This window comes from Achromobacter sp. FW305-C-28, assembly GCF_058783235.1.
On record NZ_JBYSYL010000012.1, the window covers coordinates 147,766 to 163,168 of the forward strand.

16 protein-coding genes are annotated in these 15,403 nt (G+C 65.4%); 14 read left to right on the forward strand and 2 right to left on the reverse strand.

The genetic code is table 11. From position 1 onward, the window contains the following. Positions 1-2 precede the first annotated feature (2 nt). Together AC3WMR_RS25235 and AC3WMR_RS25240 are read left to right on the forward strand one after the other, a co-directional pair. Entirely contained in the window at positions 3-1,157 is a 1,155-nt protein-coding gene (locus tag AC3WMR_RS25235; protein ID WP_492265876.1) for a transporter substrate-binding domain-containing protein, read from the forward strand. A 2-nt stretch (positions 1,158-1,159) separates the two neighbouring features. Further along, positions 1,160-1,786 (forward strand): ANTAR domain-containing response regulator, encoded by a 627-nt coding sequence (locus AC3WMR_RS25240; RefSeq protein ID WP_492265875.1) that lies wholly within the window; start codon positions 1,160-1,162, stop codon positions 1,784-1,786. A 3-nt stretch (positions 1,787-1,789) separates the two neighbouring features. Here AC3WMR_RS25240 and AC3WMR_RS25245 read toward each other — a convergent pair whose 3' ends face one another. After that, the gene (locus AC3WMR_RS25245) at positions 1,790-2,551 is read right to left on the reverse strand and encodes a maleate cis-trans isomerase family protein (RefSeq protein WP_025139756.1); all 762 of its coding nucleotides are present in this window, start codon (positions 2,549-2,551) and stop codon (positions 1,790-1,792) included. Between the two features lie 122 nt (positions 2,552-2,673). On the opposite strand from AC3WMR_RS25245, the gene AC3WMR_RS25250 reads away from it, so the two are divergent. The 5 genes from AC3WMR_RS25250 (at position 2,674) to AC3WMR_RS25270 (ending at position 7,168) form a co-directional block, all read left to right on the forward strand. After that, on the forward strand, positions 2,674-3,564 hold the full coding sequence (locus tag AC3WMR_RS25250) for a LysR substrate-binding domain-containing protein (protein ID WP_492265874.1): 891 nt from the start codon (positions 2,674-2,676) through the stop codon (positions 3,562-3,564). Positions 3,565-3,780: 216 nt separating this feature from the next. Continuing rightward, positions 3,781-4,749 (forward strand): Bug family tripartite tricarboxylate transporter substrate binding protein, encoded by a 969-nt coding sequence (locus AC3WMR_RS25255; RefSeq protein ID WP_492265873.1) that lies wholly within the window; start codon positions 3,781-3,783, stop codon positions 4,747-4,749. Further along, positions 4,750-5,415: a 3-oxoacid CoA-transferase subunit A gene (locus AC3WMR_RS25260; RefSeq protein WP_492265872.1), complete on the forward strand. Its 666-nt coding sequence runs from the start codon at positions 4,750-4,752 to the stop codon at positions 5,413-5,415. Position 5,416: 1 nt separating this feature from the next. Continuing rightward, a complete protein-coding gene (locus tag AC3WMR_RS25265; protein ID WP_492265871.1) occupies positions 5,417-6,109 on the forward strand; it encodes a 3-oxoacid CoA-transferase subunit B in 693 nt (230 codons plus the stop codon). A 90-nt stretch (positions 6,110-6,199) separates the two neighbouring features. Then, positions 6,200-7,168: a Bug family tripartite tricarboxylate transporter substrate binding protein gene (locus AC3WMR_RS25270; RefSeq protein WP_492265870.1), complete on the forward strand. Its 969-nt coding sequence runs from the start codon at positions 6,200-6,202 to the stop codon at positions 7,166-7,168. 317 nt (positions 7,169-7,485) lie between these two features. On the opposite strand, the gene AC3WMR_RS25275 is transcribed toward AC3WMR_RS25270, so the two are convergent. Then, positions 7,486-9,261 (reverse strand): M61 family metallopeptidase, encoded by a 1,776-nt coding sequence (locus AC3WMR_RS25275; protein ID WP_492265869.1) that lies wholly within the window; start codon positions 9,259-9,261, stop codon positions 7,486-7,488. 38 nt (positions 9,262-9,299) lie between these two features. Here AC3WMR_RS25275 and AC3WMR_RS25280 point away from each other — a divergent pair, with 38 nt between their 5' ends. The 7 genes from AC3WMR_RS25280 to AC3WMR_RS25310 all read left to right on the forward strand — a co-directional run bounded on the left by AC3WMR_RS25280 (position 9,300) and on the right by AC3WMR_RS25310 (position 15,391). Then, a complete protein-coding gene (locus tag AC3WMR_RS25280) occupies positions 9,300-10,076 on the forward strand; it encodes an enoyl-CoA hydratase (protein ID WP_025139749.1) in 777 nt (258 codons plus the stop codon). A 257-nt stretch (positions 10,077-10,333) separates the two neighbouring features. Further along, positions 10,334-11,884, forward strand: a complete 1,551-nt coding sequence (locus tag AC3WMR_RS25285) for a DUF1254 domain-containing protein (protein ID WP_492265868.1) — start codon at positions 10,334-10,336, stop codon at positions 11,882-11,884. Between the two features lie 600 nt (positions 11,885-12,484). Then, entirely contained in the window at positions 12,485-12,898 is a 414-nt protein-coding gene (locus tag AC3WMR_RS25290; RefSeq protein WP_175193693.1) for an ATP synthase subunit I, read from the forward strand. An 85-nt stretch (positions 12,899-12,983) separates the two neighbouring features. Further along, positions 12,984-13,865: a F0F1 ATP synthase subunit A gene (gene atpB / locus AC3WMR_RS25295; RefSeq protein ID WP_492265867.1), complete on the forward strand. Its 882-nt coding sequence runs from the start codon at positions 12,984-12,986 to the stop codon at positions 13,863-13,865. 118 nt (positions 13,866-13,983) lie between these two features. Continuing rightward, positions 13,984-14,226, forward strand: coding sequence for a F0F1 ATP synthase subunit C (gene atpE / locus AC3WMR_RS25300; RefSeq protein WP_003815363.1), 243 nt, complete (start codon positions 13,984-13,986; stop codon positions 14,224-14,226). Between the two features lie 142 nt (positions 14,227-14,368). After that, positions 14,369-14,839 (forward strand): F0F1 ATP synthase subunit B, encoded by a 471-nt coding sequence (locus tag AC3WMR_RS25305; protein WP_006227275.1) that lies wholly within the window; start codon positions 14,369-14,371, stop codon positions 14,837-14,839. Between the two features lie 12 nt (positions 14,840-14,851). Beyond that, complete coding sequence (locus AC3WMR_RS25310; protein WP_025139745.1) at positions 14,852-15,391, forward strand: F0F1 ATP synthase subunit delta; 540 nt, start codon at positions 14,852-14,854, stop codon at positions 15,389-15,391. Positions 15,392-15,403: the final 12 nt, after the last annotated feature.

The window sequence follows — 15,403 nt, forward strand, 5'->3', positions numbered from 1 at the left end:
CCATGGCAAACAAAGATCCTATCCGTGTGGGCGTGTTGTTCTCTGAAACCGGGGCCACATCTACGATCGGTCGCTCGCAGCTGCAAGGCACGCTGCTGGCCATCGACGAGATCAACGAGGCTGGCGGCGTCGATGGACGCGAGGTTGTGCCGGTGCGCTACGACCCGTGCTCGGATCCCGCCATCTACAGCGTCCTGGCCGAAAAGCTGATCACCGAAGACCGCGTCAACGTCATTTTCGGCTGCTATATGTCGAGCAGCCGCAAGGCCGTGCTGCCGGTGGTCGAGAAATGGAATCGGCTGCTGTTCTACCCGACGCTGTACGAAGGCTTCGAGTTCTCCAACAACATCATCTACACGGGGGCCGCTCCCAACCAGAACAGCGTGCAGCTGGCCGAATTCATGACCGCCAACTTCGGCGCCCGCGTCTACCTGATCGGTTCGGACTACATCTATCCGTACGAGTCCAATCGCATCATGCGCGAGCTGGTGCTGCAACGCCAGGACAGCGCCAAGCTGGGAGAGCGCTACGTGCCGCTGACGGCGACCGAACGCGACTACCGTGAAATTCTCGACGACATCCGCAACAAGCGTCCGGACTTCATCTTCTCGACGGTGGTGGGAAATTCCACGGCCTGCCTTTACCGCGCCTACGCCGATGCCGGTTTCGATCCCAAGACCATGCCGATCGCCAGCCTGACCACGTCAGAGGCCGAGATCTCGCAGATGGAACCCGAGGTGGCCGCGGGGCATTTCACCTCGGCGCCGTATTTCCAGTCGATCGATTCCGAGGTCAATCATCGCTGCCTGGAACGACTGCGGCGGCGCTTCGGCCCGGACTGCGTGCCCAACCTGTGCTGGGAAGCCGCCTATTTCCAGATGCATATCTTCGCCAACGCCTATCGCGACACCGGCACGGACGAGATCGCGCAGATACTGCCCCGCGTGCTGCAAAGCGAGTTCGACGCGCCGCAGGGACGCGTGCGCATCAACCCTACCAACCACCACACCTGCCTGTATCCGCGGGTGGGACGGGTCAACGGCAAGGGGCAGTTCACCATCGTGCGAGAAGCCACGCGGCCGGTGCACCCCGATCCGTACCTGGTCACCCATTCGCTGGGCGACTGGACGGCGACCCTGAGTTCGCTGGAGGTTTGACCGTGGAGTCGGCCAGCCGCCTGCGCGTCATGCGTGCGACGCCTACGCTGCTCAAGGACCTGCGCACGCTGCGCATTGCGGTCTACCATCCCGATGATGCCGATGGCCGGCAGTTGACGCAGCAGTTGCAGCGCATAGGCTGCCAGGTCGAGACCTTCTGGCCGCCCGCGCCAACGCTGCCGCAGGGGCTGGATGCGGTTTTCCTGGCGGTGCGACCAGACTTCATCGACCTGGGCTTCGAATGGGCCAAGAGCGAAGACGCGCCGATGGTCATCGCCATCGTCACCTACGAGAATCCGACCATCGTCGAAGCCGTGTTGCGCATCGGCGCCAAGGCGGTGCTGCCGTCGCCGGTGCGTTCGTTCGGCCTGTTGTCGACCCTGGTGGTGGCGCGGCAGGTCTGCGACGACATCAAGTCGCACGCGCGGCGCCTGCGCAAGCTCGAAGGCAAGCTGCTGGGCGCGCGCCGCATCTCGGAAGCCAAGAGTATCCTGATGCGTACGCGCAACGTGACGGAAGGGCAGGCCTACGACCTGATCCGCGAGCAGGCGATGAACAAGCGGGTCACCACCGAAGAAATCGCCGCCGCCATCGTCAACGCCAACGAGGTCCTGTCGTTCGGCAAATAGCGCTCAATACTTGCCGGTCAGCAACGCGCCGGCATCGGGCACGCGCGTTTCCAGGCCCAGCACCTTGAGCATGCGGTACACGGTGGCCGCGGCCGCGGTCACCACCGGCAGGCCCAGGCGGTCCTGCACCGGCTGAATCGACGCCAGCGACGGCATCTGCACGCAGGCCGACAGCACCACTGCATCCACGCCGCGCGTGTCCAGGCGGTTGACGTGGCTGGCCGGCGCCAGCGGGTCCTGTGCGCCCACCTTCAGGTTGTCGGCGATTTCCAGCGACAGGCTGTCGTGCACCTCGATGCCTTCGTTTTCGATGTAGTCCACCACCATCTTGGTCAGCGGCTTCATGTAGGGCGTCAGGATGGCGACCTTGCGCGCGCCGATGGCGTGCAGGCCTTCCACCAGCGCGCCCGCGCTGGAAATGACGGGTGCCGGCGCGCCGTTGTCGACGGTCGCCTGGTGCAGCCGCTCCTGCGATACACGGTGGTAGCCCAGGCCTTGCGCCATGATGGCCACCAGGCAGGCGTAGCCCAGCACGTCCACGCGAGCGTCGGACAGCTCTTGCGCGCAACGGTCGGACTCGCGGTCCATCGAGGCCAGCTCGGCCGCCGTCACCTGCTTCATGCGCATGCGGCTGGAATGGAAGGTGAAGCGCTCGGGCGCGATGGTCTCGCGCAGCCGCAGCATGGCCGGGATCTCCGTTTCCATGGTGGTGTTGGAACTGGGGACGATCTGTCCGATGCGCAGGGCGCGGGGCGGCGTGGTCATGGCGGGGCCTCCGGGAGAAATGGCTGCGCCCGATCGGCGCCAAACAATTCTGCTCGCCGCGAACGATAGTTTCCAATATAGTTTTTGTCTGGTTTCATATCTTTCGCAAATCATTGGCCGCCATGGAACTCCGCCAACTTCGCTATTTCGCCGTGCTGGCGGAAGAACTGAACTTCACCCGCGCGGCTAGCAGGCTGCATATTTCGCAGCCGCCGCTCAGCCTGCAGATCGCGCAGCTTGAACGCGAGCTCGACGTCAAGCTGTTCGACCGCAACAACCGCCGGGTGATGCTGACCGAGGCCGGCGCGGCCTTCCTGAACGACGTGCGCGCCACGCTGGCCGGCCTGAAGGACGCTACCGTGCGAGCCCGCGAAGTCGACCAGGGCAGGGCGGGGCGCATCGAGATCGGCCTGTCCGGATCGCACTTCCTGGGCCCGGTGCCGGCGCTGATCGCGCGCCATGCCGCCACCCATCCGCAGGTGTCCGTGCTGCTCAACGAAATGAACCCGGCCGCGCAGCTGGACGCGCTGCGCGGGCAACGCATCGACGTCAGCATCTCGCGCACCGCGGTGGACGACGACGAACTGCAATCGTTGGCGCTATGGCCCGACCCCGTCGTGGCGGCCTTGCCCGCCGGCCATCGGCTGGCCGCCAGGAAGCGCCTGGCGCTGGCCGACCTGGCGCAGGATGCCTTCGTGATGCTGCGCCCGGACACCTCGGGCTTTGCCCGCGGCCTGGCCGACGCCTGCGCCCGCGCCGGCATCGCGCACACCGTGACCCAGCGCGTGGCCGAAGTGCCCGCTCAATTGGCGTTGGTGGCGGCCGGCTTGGGCGTCGCACTGGTGCCCCAATCCGCCTGCGGCCATTTCGGCGACCGCATCGTGGTCTGCGCGCTGCCCGCCGAACTGTCGCGCGGCACCGTCTACGCCGTCACCCGGCGCCTGGGCCGCAACCGTGCCTTGCAGGCCTTTCTGCAGACGGCCGGCAAGATGGCGGCGCGGCCGGGGCGCTGACCGGGCGCCGACCGGGCGTTATCCGGCGGCGCGGTTTCGACGCCGTCTTGAATCCGCGCGGATGTCCGCGCCGACGTCTTCGCGACGCGCCGCAACGGCGGCTCTTCGGCACAGGCGAAGCCGCTCCTCCACATTCCGGAATAGGCATTTGCGCCTGCCGCGCACACACTCTCCCGCACAAGTTGATCCGTTCGATGATCACGTAGGGAGACAAGCATGTTGCACCCGCAACGCTGGCTGGCCGCCAGCGCGCTGGCGATCGCCCTGGCAGGCTCCGCGCAGGCGGCCTGGCCCGAGCGACCCATCACCCTCATCATCCCGGCCTCGCCCGGCGGCACCACCGACATCGCCGCACGCCTCATCGCGGACAAACTGGCCGCCAGGCTGGGCCAGCAGGTCATTGTGGAAAACCGCGCCGGCGCGGCCGGCATCATCGGCGCCCAGGCCCTGGCGCGCGCCAAGCCCGACGGCTACACGCTGCTGATGGGCAACATCGGCCCCAACGCCATCAACTACGCGCTCTACAGGACGCTGCCCTACCAGGCCGCCGACTTCGCACCTGTCACCCGCGTCATCTCGGTGCCCAACGTGCTGGTCGTCAACGCCGCGTCGCCCGTGCGCAACGTCGCTGACCTGCTGGCCGACGCGCGGCGCGAGCCGGGCAGCATCTCGTTCGGCAGTTCCGGGTCCGGCCAGTCACCGCACTTGTCCGCCGAACTCTTCAAGCAGCGCGCCGGCATCCAGGGCACCCACGTGCCCTACAAGGGCGCCGGCCCTGCCGTGGCCGCGCTGCTGGGCCAGCAGTTCACCTTCATGATCGACAACCTGCCCAGTTCCATGCCGTACATCCAGTCCGGCAAGCTGCGCGCGCTGGCCGTCACCAGCGACCAGCGCCTGGCGGAACTGCCCGACGTGCCCACCATGGCCGAGGCCGGCGTCAAGAACATGGTCGTCACTGCCTGGTTCGGCCTGGTCGCGCCCGCCGGCACGCCGCGCCCGATCATCGACACCCTCTATGCCGCCACTCGCGACGTGGTCCGCAGCCCGGACATCAGCGCACGGTTCCGCGCCATGGGTGGACAGGCCGGCGGCGACACGCCGGCCGAGTTCGCTGCCTTCATCGACCAGGAACGCGCGCGCTGGCAACAGATCGTGGCCGCCGCGGGCATCGCGCAGGAGCAATAAGTGATCGACAAGATTCAGGCATCCATGGCCGAGGCCGTGGCCATCATTCCCGACGGCGCTTCCGTGCTGGTCGGCGGCTTCGGCGAAGCCGGCGTGCCCTTCGAACTGTTGCACTGCCTGGCCGAACTCGGTCGCCGCGACCTCACCGTGATCGCCAACAACGCCGGCACCTGGGACCGCGGCATTGCCGCGCTGCTCAACCGCAAGCTGGTCAGGAAAATCATTTGCTCGCACCCGCGGCCCCCCAACTCCGAAGCTTTCGCGCGCGCCTTTCGAGCCGGCGAAGTCGAACTGGAGTGCGTGCCCCAAGGCACGCTGGCCGAACGCCTGCGCGCGGCCGGCGCCGGCCTGGGGCCGTTCTACACCCCCACCGGCTACGGCACCGAACTGGCCCAGGGCCGCCACCAGGAAGTCATCGACGGCGTCGGCTACGTGCTCGAACAGCCGCTGCGCGGCGACTACGCCCTGATCCGCGCCCACCAGGGGGATCGCTGGGGCAACCTCATGTATCGCCACGCTGCCCGCAACTTCAACCCCGTCATGTGCATGGCCGCCGGCCACGCCATCGCCCAGGTCGACGACGTCGTGCCGCTGGGCACCTTCGTGCCGGAGCAGATCATGACCCAAGGCCTTTTCGTCAAAGCCGTCGTCCGGGTGGAGACCTGACATGCAGACCCCCCTGACCCGCCAACAGATCGCGCAACTGCTCGCCAACGACATCCCCGACGGCGCCATCGTCAATCTCGGCATCGGCATGCCCACCCTGGTCGGCGACTACCTGCCGCCCGACAAGGACATCCTGCTGCAAAGCGAAAACGGCATCCTCGGCATGGGCCCTGCCGCCGTGGGCGACGCCATCGACCCCGACCTCATCAACGCCAGCCGCCTGCCCATCACGCTCTTGCCCGGCGCGTCCGTTACCGAGCACACCATCTCGTTCGCCATGATGCGCGGCGGCCACCTCGATTACGCCGTGCTCGGTGCCTTCCAGGTCTCCGAAAGCGGCGACCTCGCCAACTGGAAAACCGACGCCGCCGATGCCATCCCCGCGGTCGGCGGCGCCATGGATCTGGCCGTCGGCGCCAAGCAGGTCCTGGCCATCATGGAACATCGCGACCGCGACGGCGCACCCAAGATCCTGCGCCGATGCCGCTATCCGCTCACCGGCGCCGGCGTCGTCACCCGCATCTACACCGACCTGGCCGTCATTGACGTCACCCTCAGCGGCCTGCGCGTCCACGCCGTGCTGCAAGGCATCAGCCCTGACTTCCTGCAGTCCGTCACCGAAGCCCCGTTGCAGTTCCCCGACCCGCTGCGCACCATCCAGCTCGACCCCGCCGGCACGCCGCGCTACGGCTGATTGCACTTGCAGGCTGCACCCGTCGCATCGACGGGAAGAGGCCATCGTTTCCGCCCGCCGCTTCTCGTTCGCCCACTCAGGAGCTCCGACATGTTCCGTTCTCTCGTCGTCGCATACGTCACTGCCGCCAGCCTGCTGGCCGGCGTCCCGGCACAAGCCGCCGGCCCTTACCCCGACAAGCCCATCACCCTGCTGATCCCTTACCCGCCGGGCGGCAGCGCCGACATCCTCGCCCGCCCGCTGGGCGCCGCCCTGCAAAAGAAGTGGGGCCAGCCCGTCGTCCTGGAATACAAGCCCGGCGCAGGCGGCGCCATCGCTTCCTCGCAACTGGCCCGCGCCAAACCCGACGGCTACACCCTGCTCATGGTCCTGGCCGCCCACGCCATCAACCCCAGCCTCTACCCCTCGCTACCCTACGACACCCGCCGCGACTTCGCCCCGGTCTCCCTCGTCGCCACCTTGCCCATGCTCGTCTCGGCCCCGCTCGCCACTCCCGCCGACAACATCCCCGACCTCATTGCCTACGCCAAGTCCCACCCCGGCAAACTCAGCTTCGCCTCCGCCGGCAACGGCAACACCAGCCACCTTGCCGCCGAAATGTTCAAGGCCCGCACCGGCACCGACATGATGCACGTCCCCTACAAAGGCAGCGGCCCCGCCGTCGTCGCCCTGCTGGGCGGCGAAGTCTCCCTGATGTTCGACAGCATCTCCACCTCGCTCCCCCAAGTCCAATCCGGCAAACTCAAGGCCCTGGCCGTCACCGGCGACCACCGCTCCCCCTTGCTCCCCAACGTCCCCACCGTCGCCGAATCCGTCCCCGGCTTCGTCGTCAACGGCTGGTACGGCATCCTGGCCCCCGCCAACACCCCACCCCGCATCCTGGACACGCTGAGCACCGCCATCGCCACCGCGATCCAGACCCCCGACCTGAAGGCCCAACTGAACAGCTACGGCTACGAAACCGTAGGCTCCACCCCCCAAGCCTTCGCCGACCACATAGAAAAAGAACTCACCACCTGGAAAAACGCGGTAGAAGTCTCAGGCGCAAAACTGAACTGAGCAACGCAACGACAAGTCACCAACAACCCCCGCCGAAATCACAGCACCCCCGCCGCAAGCGCGCAGCGTCATCCGCCGACGCAAGACACCGCGTAAGCCTCGCAAGGCCGCCCGCGCGGCCGGCACGAGGCGGGCCCCGCAAACCGCTCCAAACCCAAACTGATGGCGGCCACCACGCCAAGCAAGAAGCTCGCCCCAGCGCCCACCAGTAAGGCACATCAAGAGCGCCTGCCCCGTCACGCGCGGCTAAAGAACCCCACCCTCCAAAAGCAAAGGGCCCTTCCAAAGAAGAGCCCTTAAATAACCATCAAAAAACCTCACCCAAACGTCAGCACACAATCCAACGCCTCAGGCGCAGCCAACTTGACCGTGAACACTCTCAATTCGTCCCGCCGAAAAACATGCACCTGAACCCGATCTCCCACCCGATACTGCCCGAGCAACACCTCAACCCCCGCAGCCCCCTCAACCTTCAACCCATCAATAGCCACCAACAAATCCCCCGCCGACAAGCCCCCCTTATGCCCCGCCCCGCCTTCCAACACGGTAGCCAGCACCAGTGAGTCCCCTTGCTTGCGCGTACGCACATCCAGCGAAGGCAGATTCGCCGACACCTTCCACTGCACCTTCACCCCATGCGGCGCCAGCAGTTCGGCCAGCGGCACATCCGCCACGCCATAGGCATAGCGGGCGATGAAGCGCCGCGCATCCACCCCGGTCGCTTCCTTGATCAACCCAGGCAGCCCATCTTCCGGCAACCCTTGCGGCTTGCCCTGATAGAAATCCCGCCCATAGCGCTGCCACAGCAGCCGCATTACATCGTCCAGCGAATACGCCCCGGCGGATTCCTGGCGGATCAACAGATCCAGCCCCAGTGCCACCAGCGCACCCTTCGTGTAATAGCTCACCAGCGCATTCGGTGAGTTTTCATCCTGCTTGTAATAGCGCGTCCAGGCATCGAACGAGCTTTCCGCCACCGACTGCTTGTGCCGCCCCGGCGTGCGGGCCACGCTCGTGATCGTCTTGGCCAGCAGCCGCAGATAATCGCTTTGCGTGATCGCAGTCGAACGCAACAGCAGCAGATCGTCGTAGTAAGACGTGAACCCCTCGAACACCCACAGCAGCCGCGACAGATCCGGCTGCGACAGGTCGTACGGCACGAACGCCTGCGGCTTGATCCGCTTCACGTTCCAGGTGTGAAAGTACTCGTGGCTCACCAGGCCCAGAAAGCCCCGGTAGCCGTCGCCCTGGCCTTGCTGGCCCAGCACCGGAAGATCCTTGCGCGCCGTCATCAGCGCCGTGCTTGCGCGATGTTCCAGGCCGCCGTAGCCGTCGCCCGTCACCATCGTCATGAACACATAACGATCGGCGCTGTCCAGAAACGGCGCGCGCTTCGTGCGCGGTTCGAAAAACGCGATCTGGGTTTCGCAGATCTTGCGAACGTCGTCCGTGATGCGCGCCAGGTCCAGGTTGGGCGCCACGCCCGTGAACACCAGTTCGTGCTCGGCGCCATGCGCCGTGAAGCTCGCTACCTGCGGCGTGCCCATTTCCACCGGGTGGTCGATCAGCGCGTCGTAGTCCGGCGCCAGATAACGCCCGAACCCGTGACGGCGCGCCGCGCCCTGGTGGCCGCGGGCTTCCGGCAGGCTGGTGTAGACCTTCCAGCCGTCGATGCCGCGCGGCGGCGCCAGGTCCACCAGGCAGGGCAGGTGGTCTTGCCCGTGCACCCGCAGGAACACGCTGGTGCCGTTGAAAAAGCCGTGCGTTTCGTCCAGGTGGGCGCCGCGCACCGACAGGTCCCAGGCGTACACCGCATATTCCACCCGCAGCGGTCCGTCGCAAGGCGCGGCCTGCCAGGTGTGATTGTCTATTTTGTCGACAACCACGCGCCGATTGCCCGAATAGGCCGTCAGCGACTCGATCTGGCGCGAGAAATCACGGATCAGGTAGCTGCCCGGAATCCAGGCCGGCAACGACAGCCGCTGGCCGTCCGGCGAGGGGGCCTGGACGGTTAGGGTTATCCGGTAGCGGTGTCCGGCGGGGTCATGGGGCGCGAGGCGGTAAAGTACGGGGAAAGCATCGGTTTTATCCATGCGTATATCTTATTTCATCCTTCCCCTGGAGACATTCAATGAGCGAGTCGTTTGTGCTGGTCGAAACCCGCGGCCGCGTCGGTCTGCTGACGCTGAACCGCCCCAAGGCGCTCAACGCGCTCAACGATCAACTGATGGACGAGCTCGGGGCGGCGCTGCTGGCCTTTGAAGCCGACGCCGGCATCGGCGCCGTGGTCATCACCGGCAGCGAAAAAGCCTTCGCCGCCGGGGCCGACATCGGCGCCATGAAAGACTGGTCGTACATGGATGTCTACGGCAGCGAATACATCACGCGCAACTGGGAAACCCTCAAGCGCATCAAGAAGCCCGTGATCGCGGCGGTGGCCGGCTACGCGCTGGGCGGTGGCTGCGAACTGGCCATGATGTGCGACATCATCATCGCCGCCGACAGCGCCAAGTTCGGTCAGCCCGAAATCAAGCTGGGCGTCATCCCCGGCGCCGGCGGCACGCAGCGCCTGCCGCGCGCGGTGGGCAAGGCCAAGGCCATGGACATGGCACTGACCGCCCGCATGATGGGCGCCGAAGAAGCCGAGCGCGCCGGCCTGGTGTCGCGTGTCGTGCCGGCCGACAAGCTCATGGAAGAAGCCATGGACGCGGCCACCGTCATCGCCTCGATGTCGCTGCCTTCGGTCATGATGGCCAAGGAATGCGTCAACCGTGCCTTCGAGGGGTCGCTCAACGAAGGCCTGCTGTTCGAACGCCGCGTGTTCCATTCGCTGTTTGCCACCGAAGACCAGAAGGAAGGCATGGCCGCCTTCACCGAAAAGCGCAAACCGGACTTTAAACACCGTTAAACCTTGTTACGTCCGTGCCGGCAGGCCGGATGCGCCAGGCAAGACCCACGCGCCCCGCAAGGGCGCGTTTTCATGTGCGGCGTCGGCATCCCGGGAACGTTGCGCCTTGAAACCTTTGGGCAGCACCTTGTTGCAGTGATCGGTCATATCCTGAACGGGCGTCATCACTAAGAGGTGCCGCGCCAGAGAGGCTTGCCCGAACTGGTAAGCCTACGCGCGGCGGCTCGCCTGCAAACAATAGCAACAAGGAGCCTTGCATGCGTACTTCCCCTTTTAATCGCCGGTGGTCCGCCGCCGTGCTCGCGGGCGCCCTGGGCGTCTGCTTCGTGACCGCTACGCAAGCCCAATCGCCGCGGCCGTCGATGCGGCTGGTGTCCGAGACGCCATACCCGGCCGCTGCTGCGCCCGCGCCGCAGATGAGCGCGCAGGAACTGCGCGAGACCGCCATCGACGCCTACGTCTACGCGTACCCGATGGTGTTGATGGAATTGGCGCGCCGCAAGGCCACTGCCGTGCAGTCGCCGCTGGACGGCAAGGCGCCGGTGAACCAGTTCGGCCACAAGGCCGCGTTCCCCGACCCGCGCGCCGCCGATACGCCGTGGCCCAGCGCCGACGCGCTGTATTCCAGCCTGTGGTTCGACGTGTCGCGCGCGCCCTTGATCGTGCGCCTGCCCGATACCGGCAACCGCTATAGCGTGCTGTCCGCGCTGGACATGTGGAGCGACGTGTTCGCCTCGCGCGGCACCCGCACCAACGGCCCCGGCGCGCAGTCCTTCGCCATCGTCGGCCCCAACTGGCAAGGCACGCTGCCGCCTGGCGTGGACGTGATCCACAGCCCCACGTCCACCGGCTGGCTGATCGGCTGGACCCAGACCGGCGGTCCGCAGGACTACGCCAATGTGAATCAGATCCAGGCCAACATGTCGGCCAGCCCGTTGATTGCACCGGTCGTGCCGGTACCGGGCCGTGCCCGCGGCGCGGCATCGCCCTATCCGCAGACCGGTCCTGGCGTCGGCACCGCACCGATCGGTAGCGACGTGCCCATGCCGATGCCCGTTACCGTGGTCGAAGGCACGCCCGCCGAACAGGCGGCCGCGATGGACGCCGCCTCGTTCTTCACGCTGTTCTTCGACGTGCTGCGCAACAACCCGCCGCACGCCAACGACACGCCCATCCTGGACCGCATGCGCCGCATCGGGCTCGATGCTCGCCAGCCGTTCTCGTATGGCCGCTTGAGCCCCACCGTGCAGCAGGCCCTGGCTGACGCGCAGCCCCTGGCCGGCCGCCGCATCGCGGATGGCGTCTCGCGCCTGGCCACCCCGATCAACGGCTGGAACACCGTGCTGACCGGCATCGGCACGTATGGCACCGACTACACGCGCCGCGCCGCCATTGCCTATGCGGGCCTGGGTGCGCCCACGCCGGAAGACGTGCTGTATCCGGTCACGGTGTCGGACTCCAAGGGCCGCGCGTTGTCGTCGAACGAAGACTATGTGCTGCACTTCGACAAGGGCCAATTGCCACCGGCCAACGCGTTCTGGTCACTGCATGTCTATAACGACAAGCACGGCTTTGCCGACAACCCGGCCAACCGTTATGCCCTGCGCAGTACCGACGGCCTGAAGTACAACGCCGACGGTTCGCTGGACATCTACATCCAGCGCCGCGATCCGGGCGAACGCAAGCGCTCGAACTGGCTGGCCACGCCGGCCAACGAAGGCCAGTTCCTGCTGAGCATGCGTCTGTACTGGCCGCAGGACACGGCGCTGGACGGCCTGTGGGCGCCGCCGCCGGTCAAGCGCGACTGACCTGGCGCGGAAAGCGGCGCCGCCATGATGGCGGCGTCCTCCAACGACAAAGCGGCCCCGGTGGGGCCGCTTTCTTTTTGCGCAATCGTGTTGTGTCGACGGGATGGAGGGAGCCCGGCGGCGAGGGGCATTCGCGTCCCCAATTTCTCTCGGCAGCCGCGAGGCTTCAGCCCCTTGTTGTCACCTTACAAACCCCCGAAAGTTCATTTGCTCGGGTAAAAAGAATCACGCTATACTCTGCGGGTTTGACGCTTGCGGGATAAGGACAAAGGTGCCGACAGCACTGGTCTTCGTAGCGAAACAAGAGAGCAGTACAGAGGGGCAGGGCTATGCGGCCAGGCTGAAAAGCCGGGCCGGAGAGCTAAGCCGAAAAGCCAGGCTTAGCAAGGTCAGGAACTACGTGGGGCTACTTGAGCAGATTTCAAGAGCGCTTTCGGGGTTCCAGCCAAGCAGGTAGCCAGGCCGGAATTTACGCGGGGAAGTTTGATGCAGCAGAACACAGTGCGGCACGAACCTGCGCGGCAGATGGGGTTGCCAACGCAACCACGGCAACTGTCGCAACAGGGCGAAGTGCGCCAGGTTCTGGCGAATCAGGACTCGGTGGACCGGGTGCTGGTGCTTAGCGACGCGGACCGCGCGGCGCTGAATGCTCAAGCGGGCCGCGGACTCTTGTTGGCGCTGGTGGCGCAAGGCGCCATGGGGCTCGCAGCAGCAGTAATAGCGGGGGTTGTAGGAGGGGCGGCGGCAGGTTGGTCGGCGCTGGCGGGGGCAGGAGCGTATTTCATACCCAATGCGTTGTTCGCATTGCGCCTGGCTGTCAGTGTTCGGGCCGGTAAAGCCAGTCCCTTTACCTTTCTCTCTGGTGAGTTGATCAAGTTGTTCGCAACGGCATTGCTGTTGTGGCTGCTTTCGCATGTGGCGCAGGACACGCTGGTCTGGCCTGCCGCACTGCTCGGTCTGATTCTCACCTTGAAGGGATATCTCCTGCTTTTGATGTTCCGCAAGTTGTCATAGCGCGCCGGGAAATTTACGGCAAACCGAATCGTGGAATCGTCCAGCTCGCAAGGGCTGGGCATACAGCAAATAGGGTAGGATTCAAATGGCTGCTGCCAGCGACGTGTCGCCTCAGTCCGCGTATATTCAGCATCACCTGGTGCATCTGAACAATACGGGCGAGAAACAGAGCGCAATTGCTCAGTTCGACATCATCAATTACGACTCGTTGTTCTGGTCCGGCCTGACGGGTCTGATCGTCATCTTCTTCCTGTGGCGCGCCGCCAGCCGTGCGACCGCCGGCGTTCCGGGCCGCTTCCAGGCCTTCGTGGAAATGATCGTCGACATGGTCGACGATCAGGCCAAGGGCATTGTCCACAACGCCAAGAGCCGTCTCTTCATCGCTCCGCTCGCGCTCACCGTGTTCCTCTGGATCATCCTGATGAACGCGCTGGACTTGCTGCCCGTCGACCTGCTGCCCTCGATCTGGCGCTGGACCGGCCTGGGCGCGCACCACGGCGACCCCCTCTACTACCACCGCGTGCTGCCCACCGCTGACCTGAACGTGCCCATGGGCATGTCGCTGGGTGTGCTACTGCTGATGTTCTATTACGGCATCAAGATCAAGCACCCGGGCGGCTTCATCAAAGAACTCTTCACCGCGCCGTTCCACGCGCACGGCATCGGCGCCGTCGTGCTGGCACCGTTCAACCTGCTGCTGAACCTGATCGAATACGCCGCCAAGTCCGTATCGCTGGGCATGCGGTTGTTCGGCAACATGTTTGCCGGCGAACTGATTTTCATGCTGATCGCCCTCCTGGGCGGCGCCTGGACCGGCTTCAACGGTGCAAGCATCGGCTTGGGAATCGGCCACGTGCTGGCCGGCTCGATCTGGGCAATCTTCCACATCCTGATCGTGCTGCTCCAGGCCTTCATCTTCATGATGCTGACCCTGGTGTATCTCGGCCAGGCCCACGAAGGCCACTGATCCCCCCGAATTTCCGGCGTCGGCCACCCGGCCGGCGCTGGATAGCAAGATCCTCTTGCATTGAGCAGTACCCTCATTTTTTTATTTTTGACTTCAGATTTCTAACCAAGGAGTTGTCATGACCAACGTCGCTTTCGTTGCTCTCGCTTGCGGTCTTATCATCGGTCTGGGCGCTATCGGCGCTTGCATCGGCATCGCACTGATGGGCGGCAAATATCTGGAAGCCTCGGCTCGTCAGCCTGAACTGATGAACGCTCTGCAAACGAAGATGTTCCTGCTGGCTGGCCTGATCGACGCGGCATTCCTGATCGGCGTGGGTATCGCCATGCTGTTCGCCTTCGCCAACCCGTTCGTCGGCTAAGGCACGCCCGCCGGCGAAAAGGCGGGTCATGACGCTGGCGGCGATGTGGGCATAAGCCCCGTCGCCGGTCAGCAAAGTATCGAGTGCTCCGCGTTGCCCCTCCCGGGTGCCGTCGGAGCCGCAAGGTGTTAAAGGAACGACCGTGAATCTGAACGCGACGATCATTTTCCAGATGCTCGTGTTCTTCGTTCTGGGCTGGTTCACGATGAAATTCGTGTGGCCTCCTCTGACGAAGGCGATGGACGAGCGCCGCCAAAAAATCGCCGACGGCCTAGCCGCCGCCGAGAAGGGCAAGGCCGATCTGGCCCAGGCCCAGGCGCGCGTCAGTCTGATCGAGGCTTCTGCCAAGTCCGAAAACCACGCCCGCATCATCGAGGCCGAGAAGCAAGCCGCCTCCCTGATCGAGCAGGCCCGCCGCGAAGCGGAAGCCGAGCGTGCCCGCATCGTGGCGCAAGCTGCACAGGATGCCGCGCAGGAAGTGCAGCGCGCCCGTGATTCGCTGCGCGACGACGTTGCCGCGCTGGCTGTCAAGGGTGCTGAACAGATCCTCAAGCGCGAGGTTGACGCCCGCGCGCACGCCGAGCTGCTGAACCAGCTTCGCGCGCAGCTTTAATCCGGGACCGTCATGGCTGAACTTTCCACTGTTGCCAGGCCCTACGCCGAAGCCTTGTTCGCCGCCGCGCGCGACGACAAGGCCGGTCTGCAGGTCTGGGCCGACCTGGTCAGCGAGCTGGCCCAGGTCGCATCCAACCCCGACGTGCGCGAGGCCATGGCCGACCCGCGTCTGGGTGACAAGCAGCGCGTCGACCTGTTTACCGGCCTGATCAAGGCCGATTTGCCGCAAGCCGCCCGCAATTTCATCGAGCTGCTGGTTGAAAACGACCGGCTGCTGCTGCTGCCCGACATCGCCACGCAATTCGTGGTGCTGCGGAATCGTCACGATGGCACGGCGCAGGCGGAAATCACCAGCGCGTTCGAGCTGAGCGATGCCCAAGTCAAAGAACTGGTCACCGCCCTTGAACACAAATTCGGCCTCAAGCTCAAGCCCAGCGTCACCGTCGACCCGTCGTTGATTGGCGGCGTGCGCGTGGCCGTCGGGGACCAGGTGCTCGATACGTCCGTACAAGCCCAATTGGCCCGCATGCGCGATACGCTCGCCGCTTAAGGCAACTAACAG

What these genes read in the sequence shown, in the direction of transcription:
- AC3WMR_RS25310 (WP_025139745.1), top strand. Translation starts at nt 14,852, where the DNA reads ATGGCTGAACTTTCCACTGTTGCCAGGCCCTACGCCGAAGCCTTGTTC.
- AC3WMR_RS25245 (WP_025139756.1), bottom strand. Translation starts at nt 2,551, where the DNA reads ATGACCACGCCGCCCCGCGCCCTGCGCATCGGACAGATCGTCCCCAGT.
- AC3WMR_RS25285 (WP_492265868.1), top strand. Translation starts at nt 10,334, where the DNA reads ATGCGTACTTCCCCTTTTAATCGCCGGTGGTCCGCCGCCGTGCTCGCG.
- AC3WMR_RS25275 (WP_492265869.1), bottom strand. Translation starts at nt 9,261, where the DNA reads ATGGATAAAACCGATGCTTTCCCCGTACTTTACCGCCTCGCGCCCCAT.
- AC3WMR_RS25265 (WP_492265871.1), top strand. Translation starts at nt 5,417, where the DNA reads ATGCAGACCCCCCTGACCCGCCAACAGATCGCGCAACTGCTCGCCAAC.
- atpE (WP_003815363.1), top strand. Translation starts at nt 13,984, where the DNA reads ATGACCAACGTCGCTTTCGTTGCTCTCGCTTGCGGTCTTATCATCGGT.
- AC3WMR_RS25255 (WP_492265873.1), top strand. Translation starts at nt 3,781, where the DNA reads ATGTTGCACCCGCAACGCTGGCTGGCCGCCAGCGCGCTGGCGATCGCC.
- atpB (WP_492265867.1), top strand. Translation starts at nt 12,984, where the DNA reads ATGGCTGCTGCCAGCGACGTGTCGCCTCAGTCCGCGTATATTCAGCAT.
- AC3WMR_RS25270 (WP_492265870.1), top strand. Translation starts at nt 6,200, where the DNA reads ATGTTCCGTTCTCTCGTCGTCGCATACGTCACTGCCGCCAGCCTGCTG.
- AC3WMR_RS25280 (WP_025139749.1), top strand. Translation starts at nt 9,300, where the DNA reads ATGAGCGAGTCGTTTGTGCTGGTCGAAACCCGCGGCCGCGTCGGTCTG.
- AC3WMR_RS25235 (WP_492265876.1), top strand. Translation starts at nt 3, where the DNA reads ATGGCAAACAAAGATCCTATCCGTGTGGGCGTGTTGTTCTCTGAAACC.
- AC3WMR_RS25250 (WP_492265874.1), top strand. Translation starts at nt 2,674, where the DNA reads ATGGAACTCCGCCAACTTCGCTATTTCGCCGTGCTGGCGGAAGAACTG.